This is a genomic window from Amycolatopsis orientalis (genome assembly GCF_000943515.2).
GTDB lineage: Bacteria > Actinomycetota > Actinomycetes > Mycobacteriales > Pseudonocardiaceae > Amycolatopsis > Amycolatopsis orientalis.
In genome coordinates this window covers 7,410,395-7,428,756 of sequence record NZ_CP016174.1, presented here as the reverse complement: position 1 = coordinate 7,428,756, position 18,362 = coordinate 7,410,395, and the positions used below count along the sequence as shown (strand labels likewise).

18 protein-coding genes and 1 pseudogene are annotated in these 18,362 nt (G+C 66.2%); 9 read left to right on the top strand and 10 right to left on the bottom strand.

Annotation, left to right across the window (positions count from 1 at the left end):
* Positions 1 to 25 precede the first annotated feature (25 nt).
* From SD37_RS32300 to SD37_RS32290, 3 genes are all read right to left on the bottom strand, one after another.
* Positions 26 to 832, bottom strand: a complete 807-nt coding sequence (locus tag SD37_RS32300) for a sugar phosphate isomerase/epimerase family protein (RefSeq protein ID WP_044856090.1) — start codon at positions 830 to 832, stop codon at positions 26 to 28.
* Positions 832 to 1,983 (bottom strand): dihydrodipicolinate synthase family protein, encoded by a 1,152-nt coding sequence (locus tag SD37_RS32295; RefSeq protein ID WP_044856089.1) that lies wholly within the window; start codon positions 1,981 to 1,983, stop codon positions 832 to 834. The genes SD37_RS32300 and SD37_RS32295 overlap by 1 nt, the downstream gene beginning before the upstream one ends.
* Before the next feature lie 78 nt (positions 1,984 to 2,061).
* Complete coding sequence (locus SD37_RS32290; protein ID WP_044856088.1) at positions 2,062 to 3,102, bottom strand: LacI family DNA-binding transcriptional regulator; 1,041 nt, start codon at positions 3,100 to 3,102, stop codon at positions 2,062 to 2,064.
* Positions 3,103 to 3,140: 38 nt separating this feature from the next.
* Between SD37_RS32290 and pip the strand changes: the two are divergent.
* The 4 genes and pseudogenes from pip to lpdA all read left to right on the top strand — a co-directional run.
* Positions 3,141 to 4,079, top strand: a pseudogene (gene pip, locus SD37_RS32285) (prolyl aminopeptidase); the annotation flags it as partial.
* Between the two features lie 66 nt (positions 4,080 to 4,145).
* Entirely contained in the window at positions 4,146 to 4,553 is a 408-nt protein-coding gene (locus tag SD37_RS44385; protein WP_438938464.1) for a nitroreductase family deazaflavin-dependent oxidoreductase, read from the top strand.
* A gap of 63 nt (positions 4,554 to 4,616) precedes the next feature.
* Positions 4,617 to 5,390: a lysophospholipid acyltransferase family protein gene (locus tag SD37_RS32280; protein ID WP_044856087.1), complete on the top strand. Its 774-nt coding sequence runs from the start codon at positions 4,617 to 4,619 to the stop codon at positions 5,388 to 5,390.
* A 51-nt stretch (positions 5,391 to 5,441) separates the two neighbouring features.
* On the top strand, positions 5,442 to 6,827 hold the full coding sequence (lpdA, locus tag SD37_RS32275; RefSeq protein ID WP_044856086.1) for a dihydrolipoyl dehydrogenase: 1,386 nt from the start codon (positions 5,442 to 5,444) through the stop codon (positions 6,825 to 6,827).
* Positions 6,828 to 6,904: 77 nt separating this feature from the next.
* On the opposite strand, the gene SD37_RS43965 is transcribed toward lpdA, so the two are convergent.
* On the bottom strand, positions 6,905 to 7,120 hold the full coding sequence (locus SD37_RS43965) for an AMED_5909 family protein (RefSeq protein WP_335622496.1): 216 nt from the start codon (positions 7,118 to 7,120) through the stop codon (positions 6,905 to 6,907).
* Between the two features lie 121 nt (positions 7,121 to 7,241).
* Here SD37_RS43965 and SD37_RS32270 point away from each other — a divergent pair, with 121 nt between their 5' ends.
* Together SD37_RS32270 and SD37_RS32265 are read left to right on the top strand one after the other, a co-directional pair.
* Positions 7,242 to 7,985, top strand: coding sequence for a DUF5919 domain-containing protein (locus SD37_RS32270; RefSeq protein ID WP_044856085.1), 744 nt, complete (start codon positions 7,242 to 7,244; stop codon positions 7,983 to 7,985).
* A 10-nt stretch (positions 7,986 to 7,995) separates the two neighbouring features.
* Positions 7,996 to 8,466: an NUDIX hydrolase gene (locus tag SD37_RS32265; protein WP_044856084.1), complete on the top strand. Its 471-nt coding sequence runs from the start codon at positions 7,996 to 7,998 to the stop codon at positions 8,464 to 8,466.
* On the opposite strand, the gene SD37_RS42240 is transcribed toward SD37_RS32265, so the two are convergent.
* The 5 genes from SD37_RS42240 to SD37_RS32245 all read right to left on the bottom strand — a co-directional run bounded on the left by SD37_RS42240 (position 8,454) and on the right by SD37_RS32245 (position 14,095).
* Complete coding sequence (locus SD37_RS42240; RefSeq protein ID WP_083255147.1) at positions 8,454 to 10,310, bottom strand: AAA family ATPase; 1,857 nt, start codon at positions 10,308 to 10,310, stop codon at positions 8,454 to 8,456. The genes SD37_RS32265 and SD37_RS42240 overlap by 13 nt on opposite strands.
* Positions 10,311 to 11,076: 766 nt before the next feature.
* Complete coding sequence (locus SD37_RS32260) at positions 11,077 to 11,448, bottom strand: PH domain-containing protein (RefSeq protein ID WP_037312929.1); 372 nt, start codon at positions 11,446 to 11,448, stop codon at positions 11,077 to 11,079.
* Positions 11,449 to 11,500: 52 nt separating this feature from the next.
* On the bottom strand, positions 11,501 to 11,797 hold the full coding sequence (locus SD37_RS32255; RefSeq protein WP_037312856.1) for a hypothetical protein: 297 nt from the start codon (positions 11,795 to 11,797) through the stop codon (positions 11,501 to 11,503).
* A 76-nt stretch (positions 11,798 to 11,873) separates the two neighbouring features.
* Positions 11,874 to 12,959 carry a winged helix DNA-binding domain-containing protein gene (locus SD37_RS32250; RefSeq protein WP_044856083.1) on the bottom strand — a complete coding sequence of 362 codons (1,086 nt, stop codon included), beginning with the start codon at positions 12,957 to 12,959 and terminating at the stop codon, positions 11,874 to 11,876.
* Positions 12,959 to 14,095, bottom strand: coding sequence for an epoxide hydrolase family protein (locus SD37_RS32245; RefSeq protein WP_044856082.1), 1,137 nt, complete (start codon positions 14,093 to 14,095; stop codon positions 12,959 to 12,961). The genes SD37_RS32250 and SD37_RS32245 overlap by 1 nt, the downstream gene beginning before the upstream one ends.
* Positions 14,096 to 14,157: 62 nt before the next feature.
* Here SD37_RS32245 and SD37_RS32240 point away from each other — a divergent pair, with 62 nt between their 5' ends.
* Positions 14,158 to 15,111: a helix-turn-helix transcriptional regulator gene (locus SD37_RS32240; RefSeq protein ID WP_044856081.1), complete on the top strand. Its 954-nt coding sequence runs from the start codon at positions 14,158 to 14,160 to the stop codon at positions 15,109 to 15,111.
* On the opposite strand, the gene SD37_RS32235 is transcribed toward SD37_RS32240, so the two are convergent.
* Complete coding sequence (locus SD37_RS32235; protein WP_044856080.1) at positions 15,089 to 15,550, bottom strand: GNAT family N-acetyltransferase; 462 nt, start codon at positions 15,548 to 15,550, stop codon at positions 15,089 to 15,091. The two genes, SD37_RS32240 and SD37_RS32235, sit on opposite strands and share 23 nt — an antisense overlap.
* A gap of 100 nt (positions 15,551 to 15,650) precedes the next feature.
* Between SD37_RS32235 and SD37_RS32230 the strand changes: the two genes are divergently transcribed.
* Both SD37_RS32230 and SD37_RS32225 read left to right on the top strand, forming a co-directional pair.
* Complete coding sequence (locus SD37_RS32230) at positions 15,651 to 16,562, top strand: NADP-dependent oxidoreductase (RefSeq protein WP_044856079.1); 912 nt, start codon at positions 15,651 to 15,653, stop codon at positions 16,560 to 16,562.
* Positions 16,563 to 16,822: 260 nt separating this feature from the next.
* The gene (locus SD37_RS32225; RefSeq protein ID WP_065913025.1) at positions 16,823 to 18,079 is read left to right on the top strand and encodes an HNH endonuclease signature motif containing protein; all 1,257 of its coding nucleotides are present in this window, start codon (positions 16,823 to 16,825) and stop codon (positions 18,077 to 18,079) included.
* Positions 18,080 to 18,362 lie beyond the last annotated feature (283 nt).

Below are 18,362 nucleotides of genomic sequence, written 5' to 3'. Positions count from 1 at the left end.
GGGAAGGCGCGAACCCTTACTTTCGTCAGGAAACGTGGTCGCGATACGCCTTGACGGTCTCCGCGAGCACCTCGCCGCCGGGACGGCGCCACAGGTCAGCGTCGAACACCTCGACCTCGATCGGCCCGGTGTACCCGGCGGCCTCGACGCACGCCTTCAGGTGGCGGTGGTCGATCGGCCCGTCACCGGGCAGCGCGCGACCGAGCAGGGTGTCCGTCAGCGGCACCTTCTGGTCGCAGACGTGGAATCCGGCGATCCGCCCGGTGGCCGCCGCGATCGATTCCTCGATCCGCGGGTCCCACCACACATGGAACTCGTCGACGATGACGCCGACCTGCTCGGCCGGGTGCTCCAGCGCGATCGCCAGCGCCTGATCCACTGTGGACAGCACCGATCGTTCGGCGCACTGCATGGGATGCAGGGGTTCCAGGCCGAGCCGGACCCCGCGCTCCCCGGCGTAGGGCGCGAGTTCACCGACCGCGTCGGCGACCCGCTGCCTCGACGTCGCGAGGTCGCCGTGCACACCGCCGACGACCAGGACCAGGACGTCCGCGCCCAGCGTGGCGGCTTCGTCGATCGCCTCCCTGGTCTGCGCGACACCGTCCACAGGGGATCCTTCGGGAGTGATCCCGGTGAAGAAACCGCCACGGCACAACGACGACACGCCGACGTCGTACTCCTTGAGCAGCCGGGTCGTCTCCTCGACACCGGTCTCGGCGACCTTGTCCCGCCACAGGCCGATCCAGCGGACGCCCGCCTCGGCGCAGCCCGCGACGGCCTCCGGCAGCGACCACGCCTTCGTGGTGATCTGGTTCAGGCTCAACCGGTCCATCAGGACACCCCCGCCGCGGCCAGCAGCGGCCGGATCCGGGCGACGGCGAGCTCCGGATCGGCGAGCACTCCGGCGGCGTCCGCCAGGCGCAGCAGCTCGGCCAGATGTGTGATGGAGCGGGCGGATTCGCGGCCCGCGACCATGCGGAAATGGTTCTGGTGCCCGTTGAGATAAGCGAGGAAGACGACGCCGGTCTTGTAGTTCCTGGTGGGGGCGCGGAAAATGGCGCGGCTGAGCGCCACCGTCGGATCCAGCAGATCGTGGAATCCGGCCGTGTCGCCTTCGTCGAGCCGGGCGAGCGCTGCCCCGGCGACCTGTGCGACGGCGTCGAAGATGCCCAGAAGTGCTTCACTGTGGCCCTGATCGTCACCGGCGATCAGTTCCGGATAGTTGAAGTCGTCGCCGGTGTAGCACGCGACGCCCTCGGGCAGCGCGCGGCGGAATTCGGTCTCGATCGAGGCGTCGAGCACCGAAACCTTCACTCCCGCGATCACCCCGGCGTGGTCGGCGCACAGCCTGCCCAGTTCGCGGGCGGCGTCACGGACGTCGCGGTGCCCCCAGTAGCCGGCCAGTGCCGGGTCGAACTGCTCGCCCAGCCAGTGCAGCAGGACCGGGCGGTCCGCGCCGGAGAGCAGCTTCCCGTACGCGGCATGGTAATCCTCGGGGCCGGACGCCGAAGCGGCCAGCGCGCGGCTGGCCATGACGACCGGGATGGCCCCGGCTTCGCCGACCAGGTCCAGCTGCTCGCGCCAGGCGTCCACAATGGACTCCGCGGCCGCGTCACCGGCGGGAAGCTGATCGGTCCCGACCCCCGCGACCCAGGGCCGCCCGGCGGCGAGTGCCCCGGTCCTCCGGATGAGGTCCTTGGTGGTCGCCCAGTCCAGGCCCATCCCGCGCTGCGCGGTGTCCATCGCCTCGGCCACGCCGAGTCCGCAGGACCACAGGTGTTCGCGAAAGGCGAGCGTCGTCTCCCAGTCCAGTACCGCGCCTTCCTCGGGATCGGCGGGGGCGAGGGGGTCGGCGACCACGTGCGCGGCCGCGTAGGCGATCCGGGAGGACGGGGGTGCCGCCGGTTTCGCGGGCGTTTCCGCCCCTCTCGGCGTCCAGTCCGCCAGTCCGCCGTCGGCGGTGGGCAGGGCGATCAAGGTCATCGGGTCTCCGTGGCGCGTGCGTGAGAAAGCGCTTTCTCGAACCACGGTAAGTCACCCCGAGGGCCGCACACAAGGGTTTCAGCGAGCGGGGGAGGCGGTGCTGCCGCGCAGGACGACCTCGCCGGACATTCGCACCACCCGCGGCCGGGTGCCGGGGGCGGCCTTGAGTGCCAGGTCCATGGCCCGGGCGCCCAGTTTTTCCAGCGGCAGCGCGACGGTGGTCAACGACGGCGTGAGATCGCGCACTACCGGTATGTCGTCGAAACCGGCGATCGACATCTCGCCGGGCACGGAGACCCCGGCGTCGCGCAGGGCGGCCATCGCGCCGATCGCCATCACGTCGGTCACCGCGAACACACACGTCGGCCACTGCTTCCGCGGGCGGGCGAGGACCTTCTCCATCGCCTCGTAGCCGCCGTCACGGGTGAACGCCGCCTCGGCGACGTCGTCCTCGCGCAGTTCGGCGCCGTGCTCCAGCAGTTCCGCGGCGAAGCCGTCGAGACGGTCGACGACGGTGGTGAGGCTCCTCGGCCCGGCGAGGACGGCGAACCGCCGGTGCCCCTGGTCCAGCAGCGCCTTCGCCAGCGCGGCGCCACCGCCCCGGTTGTCGGGCTGGACGGTGTCCACTTTGAGCCCCCGGTGCCTGCTGACCGCGGCGACATGCCCGCCGCCGCGCCGGTACGGCTCGAGTTCGGCGGCCATCGCCTTCTCCCACGCCTTGTCCTCGAAGGCGGAGCCGATCAGCAGGATGGCCGAGGCGCGCTGGGCGCGCAGCGTGGAGACGTAGGCGACTTCCTTGGCCGGATCGCGGAACGTGCTCGCGAGCATCACCAGGAGGTCGTTCTCACTCGCCACGCGCATGATCCCGCCCGCGATGGCGGCGAAGTACGGGTCACCGACGTCGTGGCAGATCACCCCGACGGTCGGCTGTGAGCCACCGGCCAGCGCCTGAGCGTGAGCATTGGGGGTGTAGGAAAGGTCGGCCGCCGCGGCGATCACCCGTTCGCGGAGATCCCCCCGGACGGTGGCGGTGCCGTTGAGTACGCGGGACGCTGTCGCGAGCGACACGTCCGCGGTGCGCGCCACATCTTCCAGCGTCACGTGGGGGCGGGCCTTCATCGATCCTCCAAGCTGGCGTTTGGGGCATAGTGGCGGACATGCGCGGCCTTTACCCGGAAATCGAACCTTACGTCCAAGGGATGTTGCCTGTCGGTGACGGCAATGAGATCTATTGGGAGGAATGCGGCGATCCCGAGGGTAAACCGGTGATCTTTCTGCACGGTGGCCCGGGAGGTGGTATCAACCCGAGGCACCGCAGGCTGTTCGATCCGGAGCGCTACCGGATCGTCCTTTTCGATCAGCGCGGCTGCGGGCGCAGCACCCCGAACTGCGCCACCCCGGAGGCGGATCTTTCGGTCAACACGACCTGGCACCTCGTCGACGACATCGAGCGGCTGCGCGCACATCTCGACATCGAACACTGGATGGTCTTCGGCGGCTCGTGGGGGAGCGTGCTCGGGCTGACCTACGCGGAAACGCATCCGGACCGCGTCACCGAACTCGTCCTGCGCGGGGTGGCCACCTTACGGGTGAAGGAACTGCAATGGCTTTTCGGCGGGGGAGCGGCCTTCCTCTTCCCTGAGGCGTGGTCGCGCTTCCTGGATCCGGTGCCGTATTCGCGCCGCCAGGAGAACCTGATCGAGGTCTATCACGAACTCCTGCACCATCCGGATCCCGCGGTGCACGGACCCGCCGCGGTCGCGTGGAGCCGGTGGGAGGGCGAAACGGTCAAACTACGCCCGCACGAGGAGGTGATCGACGCGTTCACCGAGCCGGAGTTCGCGCTCGCCATCGCCAGGATCGAGAACCACTACTTCCGGCACGGCGGCTGGCTGGCCGAAGATCAGCTGTTCCGGGACGCCGGGAAGCTCCGGGGCATTCCGTGCGTTCTCGTCCAAGGACGCTACGACGTGGTCACCCCGGCCATCACCGCCTGGGAGCTCAGCCAGGTGCTCCCCGGTGCGGAACTGGTGATGGTCGGCGACTCGGGTCACGCGTTCGACGAACCCGGCACCCTGCACGAGTTGATCAGCGCGACCGACCGGTTCGCGTCAAACTGGCAGGGCGCCGCAGCACCACAGGACGAGGAGAGGAAGACACGCATGCTTTTCGGTGACGAGCACGTCCGTCGCTACGAGGAGACCGATGGCGAGGTGGGACACGACTGGGAGAAGGGCGCGCCCTGCCTCATCCTCACCACCAAGGGCCGTAAGACCGGCGAGGACCGCAAGTTCGCGCTGATCTACCAGTTCGACGACGGCGACAACCCCGTCATCGTCGCCTCGAAGGGCGGCGCGCCGGAGCACCCCGGCTGGTACAAGAACCTCGTGGCGAACCCCGAGGTGAAGGTCCAGGTCAAGGCGGACAAGTTCACCGCGCGCGCCCGGACCATCGAGGGCGAGGAGCGCGCGAAGCTGTGGGAGAAGCTGGCCGCGGTCTGGCCGGACTACAACGAGTACGCGAAGAAGACCGACCGTGAGATCCCCGTGGTGGTCCTCGAGCGCGTGTGATCCGCACCGCGTTCGTGCGTGGTTTCAGGCGCTCCGGGGCGAGTTCGGCTACGAATTACCTCCATGGCGCCGATACCCCGCGAACGCTGGACCACACTGAGGCCCGTTTCGGGTGACTTGCTGACTTTCCGCCAGATGATCGCCTTCGGCCGGCGCTTCGCCCGCGCCGGCCGGGGCGCCTGGTTCAGCCTCGCGATCAACCTCGTCTGGCCGTTCCTGGTGCTGTTCACCCGGTTCCGGGTGCGCGGCGGGGAGCATCTGCCGTCGTCCGGCGGGGTGCTGGTGGCGTCGAACCACCTCTCCTTCGCCGATCCGACCACGGTGACGGCGTACTGCCTGGCGCACGGGCGCGTGCCGCGTTACCTGGCGAAGGCGAGCCTGTGGGACGCGCCCGTCGTCGGCTCGGTGATGCGCTCGGGCAGGCATATCCCGGTCTATCGCGGGGCGCCCACGGCGTCGGGCGCGTACCGCGACGCCGTCAGCGCCGTGCGTGAGGGGGAATGTGTCGTCATCTTCCCCGAGGCGACCTTCACCAATCACCCGGACGGGTGGCCCATGCGCGGCAAGACCGGAATCGCGCGGATCGCGCTGGAGACCGGCGTCCCGGTGATCCCCCTGGCGAACTGGGGCACACACCACCTACTGCCGTCGGACGCCGTACTGCCACGCGCCTTCCCGCGCAAGACGGTGAACCTGATCGCGGGTCCGCCGGTCGATCTTTCTGACCTCATGACGCCCTCGCCGTCCCGCGAAGTGCTGGAAGAGGCGACGAAGCGGATCATGACCGCGGTGACCGATCTGCTGGTCGAGATCCGGGGCTCCCGGCCGCCCGCCTGAGTAGGCAGTCTCACCCTTCGGACCGAGGCGGCGAAGGGTAGGTTTCGAAGTATGAGCGCACACTATGACGTCGTTGTTCTGGGCGCCGGGGTCGGCGGTTACGTGGCGGCGATCCGGGCGTCGCAACTGGGGCTGAGCGCGGCGGTCGTGGAGGAGAAATACTGGGGCGGGGTCTGCCTCAACGTCGGTTGCATCCCGTCGAAGGCACTGCTGCGCAACGCCGAACTCGCGCACATCGTGACCAAAGAGGCGAAGTCGTTCGGGATGCAGGTCGAAGGCAAGGTCACCTTCGACTACCAAGCCGCCTTCGACCGCAGCCGCAAGGTCGCGGACGGTCGCGTCAAGGGCGTGCACTTCCTGATGAAGAAGAACAAGATCACCGAATACGACGGGCACGGCACCTTCCTGGACGCCAACACCATCGAGGTCAACGGCGAACGGGTCACCTTCGACCACTGCGTGATCGCCACCGGCGCCACCGCGCGCCTGCTCCCGGGCACCACCCGCAGCGACCGCGTGGTCACCTACGAGCAGCAGATCATGGAGAACGAGCTGCCGGAGAGCATCGTCATCGCCGGCGCGGGCGCGATCGGCGTCGAGTTCGCCTACGTGCTGCACAACTACGGCGTGAAGGTGACCATCGTCGAATACCTCGACCGGATGGTCCCGCTCGAAGACGCCGAGGTCTCCGCCGAACTCGCGCGCCGCTACCGGAAACTCGGTATCGAGGTGCTGACCTCCACCAAGGTGGAGTCCATCGACGACACCGGTGACAGCGTGCTGGTGACCGTGTCGAAGAACGGCGAATCCCGGGTCCTCGAAGCGGACAAGGTGTTGCAGGCCATCGGTTTCCAGCCGCGCGTCGAAGGCTACGGCCTGGACAAGACCGGTGTCGAACTGACCGACCGCGGCGCCATCGCCGTCGACTCGCGCGGCCGCACCAACGTCCCGCACATCTTCGCCATCGGCGACGTCACCGCGAAACTGATGCTCGCGCACGCCTCCGAGTCCATGGGCGTCGTCGCCGCCGAGACCATCGCGGGCGCCGAGACGATGGAACTCGACTTCGTGATGATCCCGCGCGCCACCTACTGCCAGCCGCAGATCGCCAGCTTCGGCTGGACCGAGGAACAGGCCCGCGAGAAGGGCTTCGACGTCCAGGTCGCGAAGTTCCCCTTCACCGCCAACGGCAAGGCACACGGCCTCGGCGAGGCCGTCGGTTTCGTGAAGATCCTGAGCGACGGCGAACACGGGGAACTCCTGGGCGCGCACCTGATCGGCCCCGAGGTCACCGAACTCCTGCCGGAGCTGACCCTGGCGCAGCAATGGGACCTGACGGTGCACGAGATCGCGCGGAACGTCCATGCCCACCCGACCCTGGGCGAGGCCGTCAAGGAAGCGGTCCACGGCCTGGCGGGCCACATGATCAACATGTAATCCTCGTGAGTGGTAATGACGGTTAGAACCGTCATTACCACTCACGAGTCAGGGTGTTGTCGACCTGAGCCGTGCGGCTATCTCCTCGGCCTTACGCTCCTCGTAACCCACCCAGTACCTGAGTTCGTGGTGGTGTCCCGGTCCACATCGGACACCTCTCGGTACATGCGGGCGTTGGCTTGGTGAAACCTCAGCCACTCCGACATGCCCGCTTCCGCCTGAGGGCGTCGGGCCGCCGCGGCGGCATGCGCGTCACGGAGGGTCTGTGGCCTCTGTTCGCCGACCACCTTCATCGATCACCTCCCTGTTCTCACCACTTTCCCTGAGGACGCGGGACGTGATCACCTCACGGCGGGACATCTCTGGACGTCCTTGGTACCGTCGAAGACGTCCCTAAAAGTCCCTGGAGGGCGGATGCCGAACGAACGCCTGCGGGACGCACTGCTGCGCAACGGCCTCACGCCGAAGCAGGTCGCCGACGCCACCGGGGTCGATCAGAAGACCGTGGAACGGTGGATCACCAAGGGGCGTACGCCGTACCCGAAGCACCGCCACAAGATCGCAGCCATGGCGCGCGAGTCCGAAACCTACCTCTGGCCGGACTCGGTGGCCCCCGAGCGCAAAGCCGAGACGGCCGCCGCCGAGGTCGTGCGCGTGTTCCCGCACCGCAACGCCATCCCCGTCGAGCTGTGGGACCGGCTGATCAAGGAAGCGTCGGACACCGTTGAAGTCCTGGTCCACGCCGCGCTGTTCCTGGTGGAGCGCCCGCGGTTCATCAAGGACTTGACAGCAAAAGCCCAGGCCGGGGCAAAGGTCCGGCTGATTTTCGGAGATCCCGAAGGGGAGAGTGTCGCTCTGCGTGGCGACGAGGAGCAGCTAGGCGACGGGACGCTTGCGGCGCGCATCCGCAACGCACTGGCGTTCTACCGGCCGCTGATCGGGGTAGACGGGGTGGAGATGCGCTTCCATAACACGACCCTCTACAACTCGATCTTCCGCTTTGACGACGAAATGATCATCAATACGCACGTCTACGGCTTCCAGGGAGCCCACGCTCCATCCCTGCACCTCCGCCGGCTATCCGCCGGGGACCTCTTCGAGACCTACTCGGAGAGCTTCGAAGCCGTCTGGAACCTCGCCAAGCCCGCCACCTTCTAGGAGGCCACACATGGCACGCGTCGACTACTACAACGACCCGAACGCCCCGAAGGCGAACAGCATCGCGGTCGCGGTGTCCGCGTTCATCCAGGACGACGAAGGCCGGATTCTGATGATCCGGCGGACCGACAACGACCTGTACTCGATCCCTGGTGGACAGCTTGAACTCGGCGAGACGCTGTCACAGGCGGCAGTGCGGGAGGTGCGGGAGGAGACCGGCATCGAGTGCGAGGTGACCGGTGTAATCGGGCTGTACTCGAACCCCAACCACGTCATCGCCTACGACGATGGCGAGGTTCGCCAGGAGTTCTCAATCTGCTTCCGTGCTTCAGTTATCGGCGGGGATCTGCGAACAAGCAATGAAAGCAAGGAGGTGAATTGGGTATTTCCGTGCTCCTTGGCAAATCTCAATATTCATGAGTCTATTCAGCTTCGGTTAGATCATGCGTTGTCCAGTCTATCTAGCCCTTACTTTTCGTAGTTAAATCCATCAAGTATCGCCAAGAAATCCCGTATGTCGTCGCATATGGCTGACCCTGGAATATACTTGGACAAGTCAACGGCATTCACGGATAGGCCCTTTAGGATCTCCTTTGCGCGCACATCCATGATGGCTTGAGGAGCATCTCGGTCGGTAAAGTTTGCGCCGACTGCTATTCCGTGCTGATCGCGCATGTAATCCACCACTGAATCCTCGGTTCTTCCCGAGCATGCTGCAAGTGCTGGTGGCCAAAGTAGGTAGCCCTCAATGTAGCGGCGCCGCCATTTGCAGGCCTTAAAATCTGAAATCTCTGCGTAGTTGCGATCTCGTAGATTATCGCCAACGGTTCTAATGGGCTCGTCATCACGATCTCGTAGGCTGACAGCCACAATTCCGGGTATGTCTTCGCACAGTGCTGACCACAGACTCTTTCTGTCTCTCTGCGGTGCAGTAGAGAGCCACTCCACCCATTCTTCGTGCCAAGGTATGCCAGCAGCTAAAGCAAGATTCTTTAAGATTGGAATGTCGGACGTACCTTCGACGAATAGAATGCGCCTCGTCTGTTGTGCCCGGTCGATTCGTGGGGCATAGTCTGAACCTAGTCCTTCGAGAAGTCCGACCTTCTGGTGTTCCTTTCCTAGGTAGCGCGCCGATCGACCTCGTCTGATCTCAAGAATTCGCGCGGGATCTGCATGGCGAAGTATTTCACTCGAATGTGTTGCTAGAAGCACCTGCTTGCCTACTGAATTGGCAATAGCATCGAGCCTTCTTAGCATTTCTTGCTGCAAGGTTGGGTGTAGGTGTGCATCGGGTTCGTCGAACAGAAGTACATCTGCATCGGGTGATGTCGCTAGCGTGTAGACGCTCAGCCATTGCAGGAAGCCGCTTCCTTCGACCATGAGGTCTCGCGGATTGTAACCATTGTGGCGCTTCATGTTGAAGCCTTCCACGGTGCCCTTGTCCACTAGAACTTCGATGTAACTATGGTACTCTTCGCGAAAGTCTCTCACTGTCAGTTCGGCGCCAAATACTACGCGCAGAGCTTGCATGAGAAGCTCCCACGGGTCTTGCTCCCGTAATTGCCGAAGGTCTGCGCCGCTGATCTTTGTCCTGGGTCTTCCGTCTGCAGCCGGTCGGGCCTTGAGTTCGTTACGTTTGGCCTGGTTGGAAATCTGAAGGTCGAGTAGCATATTCCGTAGTACGGCGCCTGCTAAGCCCTCGCCGATCCGGCGTCGCCGGATAGCTCCGTTGATACGTTCCTCGCGAGATCTGATGCCCGCAAATGGTGGTAGGTAGGCGATTCGGGGTGTTGGATCCCCGGATGCAAGGTTGCTGTTTGATGTCTTAATAAACAAGCGGTCATTTACGAGAGCTAATGCAAATCCAAGTTCCTTGGTCTCTTCCCCATGCTTCCAGCGGCAAGACAGCTTAAGTGTGTATCCTGGGTCTGTGCTTCCCTTGACATGGGTAGTTTTCAAGTTTGTCCACAAGTGCTTCAGCGTGGGAACATTGATCGGCGAGAACTGTTCGTCGCCGAGTCCGAACCCTTGGCGCTTTGCCTCCGGATCTGGAAGGATCCCTTCTGGGCCCCTTTCCATAATAGTTGCGGTGCGGCAGAATTCCCAAACTGCAAGCCCGTGCAACAATGAAGTCTTTCCAGAATTGTTTCCGCCTGCGACTAGAGTTACTCCCGGATTTAAAGTTATCGTACTATTCTCGAATTGTTTGAAGCGCTGAAATGTGATGCTATCGATTGTTAGCAGCCTTTTAATGTCAGCGACGTCAGGTTCATCTTGTTGGGTTTCTTCTTCAAGTGGAAGTGTCGCATCGTCATTGCCTGTCATCTGCGCAACCGTTCGGTGTAGGAAGATATTTAATGCTCGATCGCTGCCGAATTTGGCTCTATGGGATCAAGGCGCGCCGCTGTCTGCGGCGCGATGGTTATCTTGCGTTCGCGTCTCGCCTGCGGGCGCCCCTTGCCCGACACGGCGGGCTGCCGCTTCGCTCCGCCCACCGGCCGGGCGGTGCGCCCGCTGCCGCCGTGGACAGGTGCAGCCGCCAGCGGCAGCGCGCAGGTACGCAAAAGAGCACGTCGGCCTCCTCGCTCACGCGATCGTGTTCAGAGGTCGCGAACGGACCAACGGCTGTTACGCGGAGCCACAGCCCCGATGCCAGATCGTCACAACGGCCGTCACGCCGCGTCAAGGCGGGAAAGCGTGCCTTGACCCGACGCGACGGCCGCGTGGATGGCTTCGTATCGGGGAGATGGGGGAGGAGCGGGCGAGTGCCGGGCCGTCTCGAGGCCGTCAGACGTCGGGTAGGGGCGAGAACACGCGAGAAGTGTCCAGCCCTATTCGCGCAGGTCAGCGACCGAATGCCGCGATCATGCGCACGTCAGAAAAGCCCCAGAACCAAAAGATCAACATGTAGCCCCTCGTGAATGGTAATGACGGTTAGAACCGTCATTACCACTCACGAGACTGGACCGACTCGTACGGCGCCCTGGGGCGACCCGTGACGATGTGGGAATCAGGACACTCAACGTCCCGATTCCCACATCGTCAGTCCCGGAGGACGCGCCAGCCGCAAGTAGTCGACTGAACGCGGGGGCTAGAGCGTGTGGGTGGCGATCAGCTGGCCGATCGCCCGGATGTCCGAACCCCGGAACTCCAGGCGCACATTCCCCAGGCCGCTGAACCACAGGTCCAGCTCGGCGTCCAGGTCGAAGGTGCCCGCGGTTTCGATCGAGAACGCCTGGATCTTGTTGTACGGCAGCGAGGTGAAGTCCTTCTTCTTGCCGGTCATGCCCTGGACGTTCACCGCGATGAGCCGCTTGTTCGTGAACACGACGAAGTCTCTCACCGCCTTGAACGACGAGATGATCTGTTCCCCCTGGATGATGATCGGCTGCACGGTCGGCGCGATGTCACCCGGTTTGCAGGGCGTGAGTTTGAAGACGGTGTCCTTGGAGAAGTCAATCATGGTCTCCACAGTACGGACTTCCGCGCGACGGCGACGAGTCCATAAAGGACGATCAGTTGACGCCTTCCATGGCCGCCTTCGCCACGTCGCTGCCCTTGTCCGCCTCGCTGGCGACCTTCACCAGCGCGGCCGTCGCCTGGTCCCGGCTTTCCTCCGCCTTCACGCGTCCCGCCGAGGCCGCGTTCACCCCGAAGAAGGCGCCGACCACCGTGCCGATCACCGTTCCCGCGGCGGTGATCACCGCCGTGACGTCCGACGTGTTCGGGTACCGCATGACCGCAGCCACCGCGATGACCGCGAGCGCGCTCAGCCCCGCCAGCACCGTCATGAATCCGTAGTTCCTGCCCATGGCCCGCTCCCTTCAGGCTCCTTGCGGCAATGCTTCGCCCATACGGCGCCCTTCGTTACGGCAAAAGGCCGGACCGTTATCCGCCGATACCGAAACGCACTTCGTGGCGCTGGCCGGGTACTACGAATTCCAGTAGCCGGATGCCCTCTTCGGTGATCGAATCGCGATCAGGCAGGGGTTTCCGCGATTCGATCGTCAGGGTTGCCCCGGCGATCGCCCAAATGGCCAGGAATTCACCATCGACGAGCAGGGTGCCCTTGCGGCCTCCGTTGCCCGGCGGCAGCGGTACGCGGCGGCCGTCCGGGATGACTCGGACGCGGTCGGCGTGGGAGAGCAGGACGTTGTCGTATTCGGGCAGGAATCGGGGCGGCGCGGGGGTTTCCGCGTCGGGTCGTGGGGCGTCGGGGAGATCGAACAGTTCCTTACCCTCGGTGTCGGTGAAGGTCCGTAGCCGCGGCCGGAGGCGTTCGAAGACCTCCTTGAGTTTGGTCAGTCCGGACCAGACCTGCGCGTCGCGGACGGTCGCCGGGCCGAACGCGGTGAGGTAGCGCAGCACCAGATCGTCGAGGGAGATGCCGTCCGTGATCGGTTTGCCGACCCATTCGTCGAGCAGGGAGAACGCGACCGGTCCTGATCGGCCCCACAGCCCTCGCGGCGTCACGTGCGCCAGCGGGAGGTGGCTGTTGACCGCGTAGGCGAGGGTGGCCGGATCGGCGTCGGGCCATCGCTCGGCCAGCGCGCTCCGGATCTCGGCGCGGGTGCGCGGCCGCGCCGCCAGCAGGGCCCGTCCCGCTTCGGTGATCGCGGCGAGGTCGAGCCCGGCGATCTCCCGCGAGTAGTGGCCGAGGAAACCGCGTTCCACCACCGGTTTGACGGTCGGCCACAGCGCGAGGCAGTCATCGGCGGTCACCAGGTGCACCGTGCCCCGCATCAGCGTCGACCGGACGACCTCGCGGGCGGCCAGCGGTTTCGCCAGTTCGTCCGCCTGGAAGTTCCGCAGCCGGGACCACAGGCCGACGTAGGACGCGTCGGGTGCCTGCGCTTGGAGACCGGCCAGCTGCTCGATCGCGCTGATGGCGGGCAGGTCGGAGCGGTCCAGCAGGAGTTGCCTGGCCAGGGTCGCGCGGTTGAGCGCGCGCGGGCTCAGGATTTCCGTCGCCATCAGCGGTGCCCGCGAAGGAAGGTACGGAGGTCTTCGGCGAGCAGCTGGGGGACCTCCATCGCCGGGAAATGGCCACCGGTGTCGTACTCGGACCAGTGCTCCACCGGCCCGTCCTGGAGGCTCCGGATCGTGGTGTCCCCGGCGAAGACGGCGATTCCGCGCGGCGGTCCAGCGGGCGTTTCGGCGCCGCCGTCCCAACCGCCCTGCGACAGCTGACGGTAGGCCTCCATGCCTTCGTAGGTGGCGTGCGCCGAGGACGCGCCCGCGCCGGTGAACCAGAACAGGCTGACCGCGGCCAGCAGGTGATCACGATCGACGGCCTCGTCCGGCAGCTCCTTGGCCGGGTCGGTCCATTCGGCGAACTTCTCGACGATCCACGCGAGCTGACCGGTGGGGGAGTCGTTCAGCGAGTACGCCAGTGTCTGCGGCCGGGTCGCCTGAAGGTGCAGGTAGCCGAGGCCGTCGGACTGGAATCGGTTGAAGCGCTCGCCGCGTTCACGGTCCTTCTCGGAGAGGCCGTCCAGTTCGACGGCCGGTCCGAAGGGCATGCCCGCGCTGGTGCCGGTCAGGTGCACACCCACCGTGCGGTGCGGAGCGATCATCGAGAGGATGCCCGCGACCCCCGCGCCGGCGTCCGTGCCGTGGACGCCGAAGCGTTCGTAGCCGAGGCGGTCCATCAGCGTCGTCCACGCCTGGGCGATGCGGAACAGATTGCCCCAGCCGGGGCCCCGCACAGGGTTCGAGAAGCCGTAACCGGGCAGGGACGGGATGACGAGGTGGAACTCGTCGGTCAGCAGCCCGACGATCTTCCGGAATTCGAACGGCGAACTCGGCCAGCCGTGCGTGAGGATCACCGGCAGCGCGTCCGGCCGGGCGGAGCGGACGTGCAGGAAGTGGATGGTCTGGCCGTCGATCTCGGTGGTGAACTGCGGGATCTCGTTGAGCTCCGCCTCCTGGGCCCGCCAGTCGAAGCCGTCGGCCCAGTACTCGGCGAGTCCTTTGAGGTAGGAGACCGGGACGCCCCGGCTCCAGTCGTCGGCGACCTCCTGCGGCCAGCGGGTGCGGGCCAGCCGTTCGGTGAGGTCGTCCAGTTCGGCCTGGGGGATGGCGATGCGGAAGGGCTTGATTGCGGTCATGGGGCTAGATTAGGAACGATTGCGGAAAGGTTCGTTCCGCGATTGCGGACAAGGTGGGATTCATGGCGGAAACTTCGGCGAGGCTGCTGCGGCTCCTGTCCCTGCTGCAGGCGCGGCGGGTCTGGACGGGGCCGGAACTGGCGGATCGGCTCGACGTCACGACCAGGACCATCCGGAACGACGTCGAGCGGCTGCGCGGACTGGGCTACCCGGTCGACGCCACTCCCGGTGTCTCAGGTGGCTACGCCCTGGGCGCGGGCGCGGCGATGCCGCCCCTGCTGCTCGACGACGAGGAGGCCGTCGCGGTGGCGATGGGCCTGCGCACGGCCGCGGGCGGCACGATCGCGGGTATCGAGGAGACGTCGGTCCGCGCGCTGGCGAAACTGGAACAGGTACTGCCCTCGCGGCTGCGCCACCGCGTCGAGGCGCTGAATTCCGCGACGCTCGCGGTGCAGGGCGGCGGCCCTACGGTCGACGCGGAGGTGCTCACGGTCATCGCCAACGCCTGCCGCGACCGCGAGACCCTGCGGTTCGATTACTTGGGGCACAACGGATCCGAGACACGACGACAGGTCGAACCGCACCGGGTCGTGCATATGAGCCGCCGGTGGTACCTCGTCGGCTGGGACGTCGACCGGCAGGACTGGCGCACCTTCCGCGCGGATCGGCTGCGGCCGCGTACACCCAACGGACGACGGTTCGAGCAGCGTGAACCCCCCGAAGGCGGCGTGGTCGCCTATCTGCAGCGTGGCGTGGGCGCGGCGCTGTGGCGGCACCACGCGACCATCCGGCTGCACGCCCCGGCCGCCGAAGCCGCGGCCAAGGTGCCGCCCGCCGTCGTCGTCGAGGCCGTCGACGAGCGGACCTGCCTGCTCAAGGCCGGTGCGGACACGCTGGAGTACCTGGCGCTCTACCTCGGCCTGCTCGACACCGATTTCGACGTCGTCGATTCCCCGGAGTTCGCCGGGCACCTGCGCAAACTGATCGGCCGGTTCAGTCGTGCGGTGGGCGCTTGACGTCGAAGACCAGTTCCGGACGTTCCCAGGTGATCTTCGGTGGCCGGGGCGCGACGACACCGACGCGGCGCGCGCCCATCCGTTCGTAGAAGCCGGCGGCGGGCGGATGGGAGACGACGCGGATCTCGGTCATGCCGAGTTCGGCCGCCTGGCCGAGCATATGCTCGATCAGCCACGCGCCGATGCCGGTGCCCTGGGCCGAATCGGCGACGAACAGCAGGTCCAGCTCGGCCGGGTACTCGATCAGGCTGTAGAAACCGACCACTTCCCGCTGGGCGTGGGCGACGAACGCGGGATGGGTGGCGAGATAGTCCTCGGTGACCCGGTAGCCGTCGAGAATCGACGCGTATTCCCCTTGATAGGCGGCCGATTCGTGCAACAACGTGGTCACTGTTCCTGCGTCGGAAGCGTTTGCCCTGGAGATGCGGTAGCTCGTCACGTGCGCAGCTTAGAACGTGGCACCGACAACTCTTGACCTCCAGTTAACTGGAGCTACCAGAGTGGGTTCCGACAGCTGGGGAACGAACTGGAGGAACGACATGAAAGCCGCCGCGTTCACGGAAGCCGGTGGCCCGGAAGTACTCCGGGTGCTGGAGTTGGCGGAGCCGCACGCCGCAGGCGGGGAGGTCCGGGTGCGGGTGAAGGCGGCGGGGGTGCAGCCCTACGACGCGGCCGTGCGGGCGGGCTGGGAGCCCGCGGGGCTCGAGCTGAGCTGGCCGCGGGTCCCAGGGAACGAGTTCGCCGGGATCGTCGACGAGGTCGGCGCCGGGGTCACCGCCCTCACCGCCGGGACCGAAGTGCTCGGGTTCACCGCCGTCCAGGCCTATGCCGAGTACATCGTGGTCCCCGCCGAGAACGTCACGCCGAAGCCGCCGGAGATGCCCTGGGAGGTCGCGGGCGGCTTCACCGCGGGCACGCAGACGGCGTACCTGGCGCTCGACGCCCTGCGGATCGCCCGCGGCGAGACGCTGCTGATCCACGGCGCGGCCGGAGCGGTTGGAGCCGCCGCCGTGCAGCTCGCGATCCTGCGTGGCGCGGAGGTCGTCGGCACGGCGAGCGAGGGGAATCAGGACTACGTCCGTTCGCTCGGCGCCACGCCGGTCGTGTACGGCGACGGTCTCGCCGAGCGGGTGCGTGCCCTCGCGTCGTCCGGTGTCGACGCGGCGCTCGACGGCGCGGGCGGGGTCGCGTTCGACCTGTCGCTGGAACTGGTCGGCGACCCGGACCGGGTGCTCACCCTCGTCGAGCATGGACGTGCGGCCGAGGCCGGGGCGCGAGTGGTCACCGGGACGCGGTCGGCCGAGCGGCTGGGGATGCTCGCGTCGCTGTATGTCAAGGGGGAGTTGCGGTTCCTGGTGCGGCGGACTTACCCGTTCGGCGAGGCCGCGGCGGCGCATCGGGAGATCGAGACCGGGCACGGGCGGGGGAAGGTGGTGCTGACCTTCCCGTGACGGGGGTGGCCGGGGCGCGGTGGTGTGGGAGGACGTCGCCGCGCCCTGGTCGGAATCGGTGCGAGGTGACGTTTGTGCCGATGACGGTGAGCTTCAGGTCCTTGCTCCGGCAAGGTGGAACTGGCGGAAGGAACTCATTCGAACTGAGCGTTGCGTTACGTCGCCTCTGGTCGAAAATCACTCTTCAGTATTAAGCGGGCCGTTTACCGGTTACGTAGAATTACGAACATGTGTTCGAATTTCTTTGGTATTATGGAGTCGTGTCCGAGACGATCCTTCCCGAGTTGCCGCAGGAGTTGTGGCGCGCTGGCAAGCTGGAGCTTGCCCATGGCGTGCAACAGTTCCTGCGGGTGATCAGGGTCGCTACCGCCGGGCTGGGGCGGTATCTGGCGGAGATCGAGTCTCGTGGCGCGAAAGACTTGTACGGGTATAGGTCGACGGCCAAATGGTTCGCCGATGTAGCGGGGTTGTCGTTCGGTGAGGCGCGACCTGTGGTGAATCGCGCGATCGCGCTGAATCCCACGCGCGGGTTGGATGGGACCGAGCTTCCGCCTGTGGCGCCTGCTACCGCTGCTGCGGCTGCTGAGGGGGCGGTCGGGGACGAGCGGATCGATCAGATTCTGGACTTCCTGGCGAGCTTGCCGCTCGATACGTCGGTGGAGGATCGGGAGAGTGCGGAGAGGACCCTGGCTGAGCTGGCGCGGCACGCGGGTCCCCGGCAGCTGGCGAAAGCTGAACAGAACATACTCGGCTGGCTCGATCCCGATGGTGCTGAGCCGAAAGAGCCTGAGCCGAAGCAGCCGCGCCGGGAACTCACTCTGGAGCGCCGCAAGGACGGGTTCTGGAAACTGAACGGGCTCCTCGACGACGAAGCAGGTGCCCGCACCGCCGCCGCCCTGGAGGCCTACGCGGCACCCCGCCCGGTCGACGAATTCGGACAGGCCGATCTGCGCACCAGACCCGAACGCCTCGGCGACGCGTGGGTGGACCTGGTCGACCTGGCGATCGCCTGCCCCGACCAACCCGGCACCTCCGGCTACCGGACGCTGGTCCACGTCACCATCGGCCTCGACGAGTTGAAGACCGGGCTTGGGACCGCGTGTGTGGACTTCGTCGGGACGATGACCGCTCGCGAGGCACGGATGGCGGCCTGCGACTGCCTGATGCTGCCGGTGGTGCTGAACGCGGCTGGTGAGCCGCTGGATGTGGGGCGTCTGAGACGGTTCGTCACCCCCGGTCAACGCCGGGCGTTGAACATCCGCGACGGGGGCTGCGCGTTCCCGGGCTGTCATCGACGGCCGAAGAACTGCCACGCCCACCATATTGAGCACTGGGCAGACGGCGGACTTACTGACCTGCGGAATCTCACGTTGCTGTGCGGTTTCCACCACCGGCTGATCCACCACGGCGACTGGGAAGTCCGCATGGCAGCAGATGGGTTGCCGGAGTTCATCCCGCCCCAGTATCTGGACCCGTTACGGCGAACCCGGCGCAACACCCTGCACCGCGCCGCTTAACCCCCGCACCACCCGGGGAGCCCGCGCCAGCCACACCGGCGACGGGCCCCTCGGCATGCCCACAGACAGAACGACCCACCGCAGATGCCCGAGGCTCAGACGACTCGCCCACCACGGCACCCGGGCCTCCATCGCGCCGCCTAACCCCGCATCACGCCAGGAGCCTGCCGATCACACCGGCGAAGGGACGCACCGTCCACCCTGGACCGTCACCCCATCAGTCCACTCGGTCCTTTGTCGCTTATTACCTGTCTGGGCGTAATCCAGGATTTCGGTCTTTTCG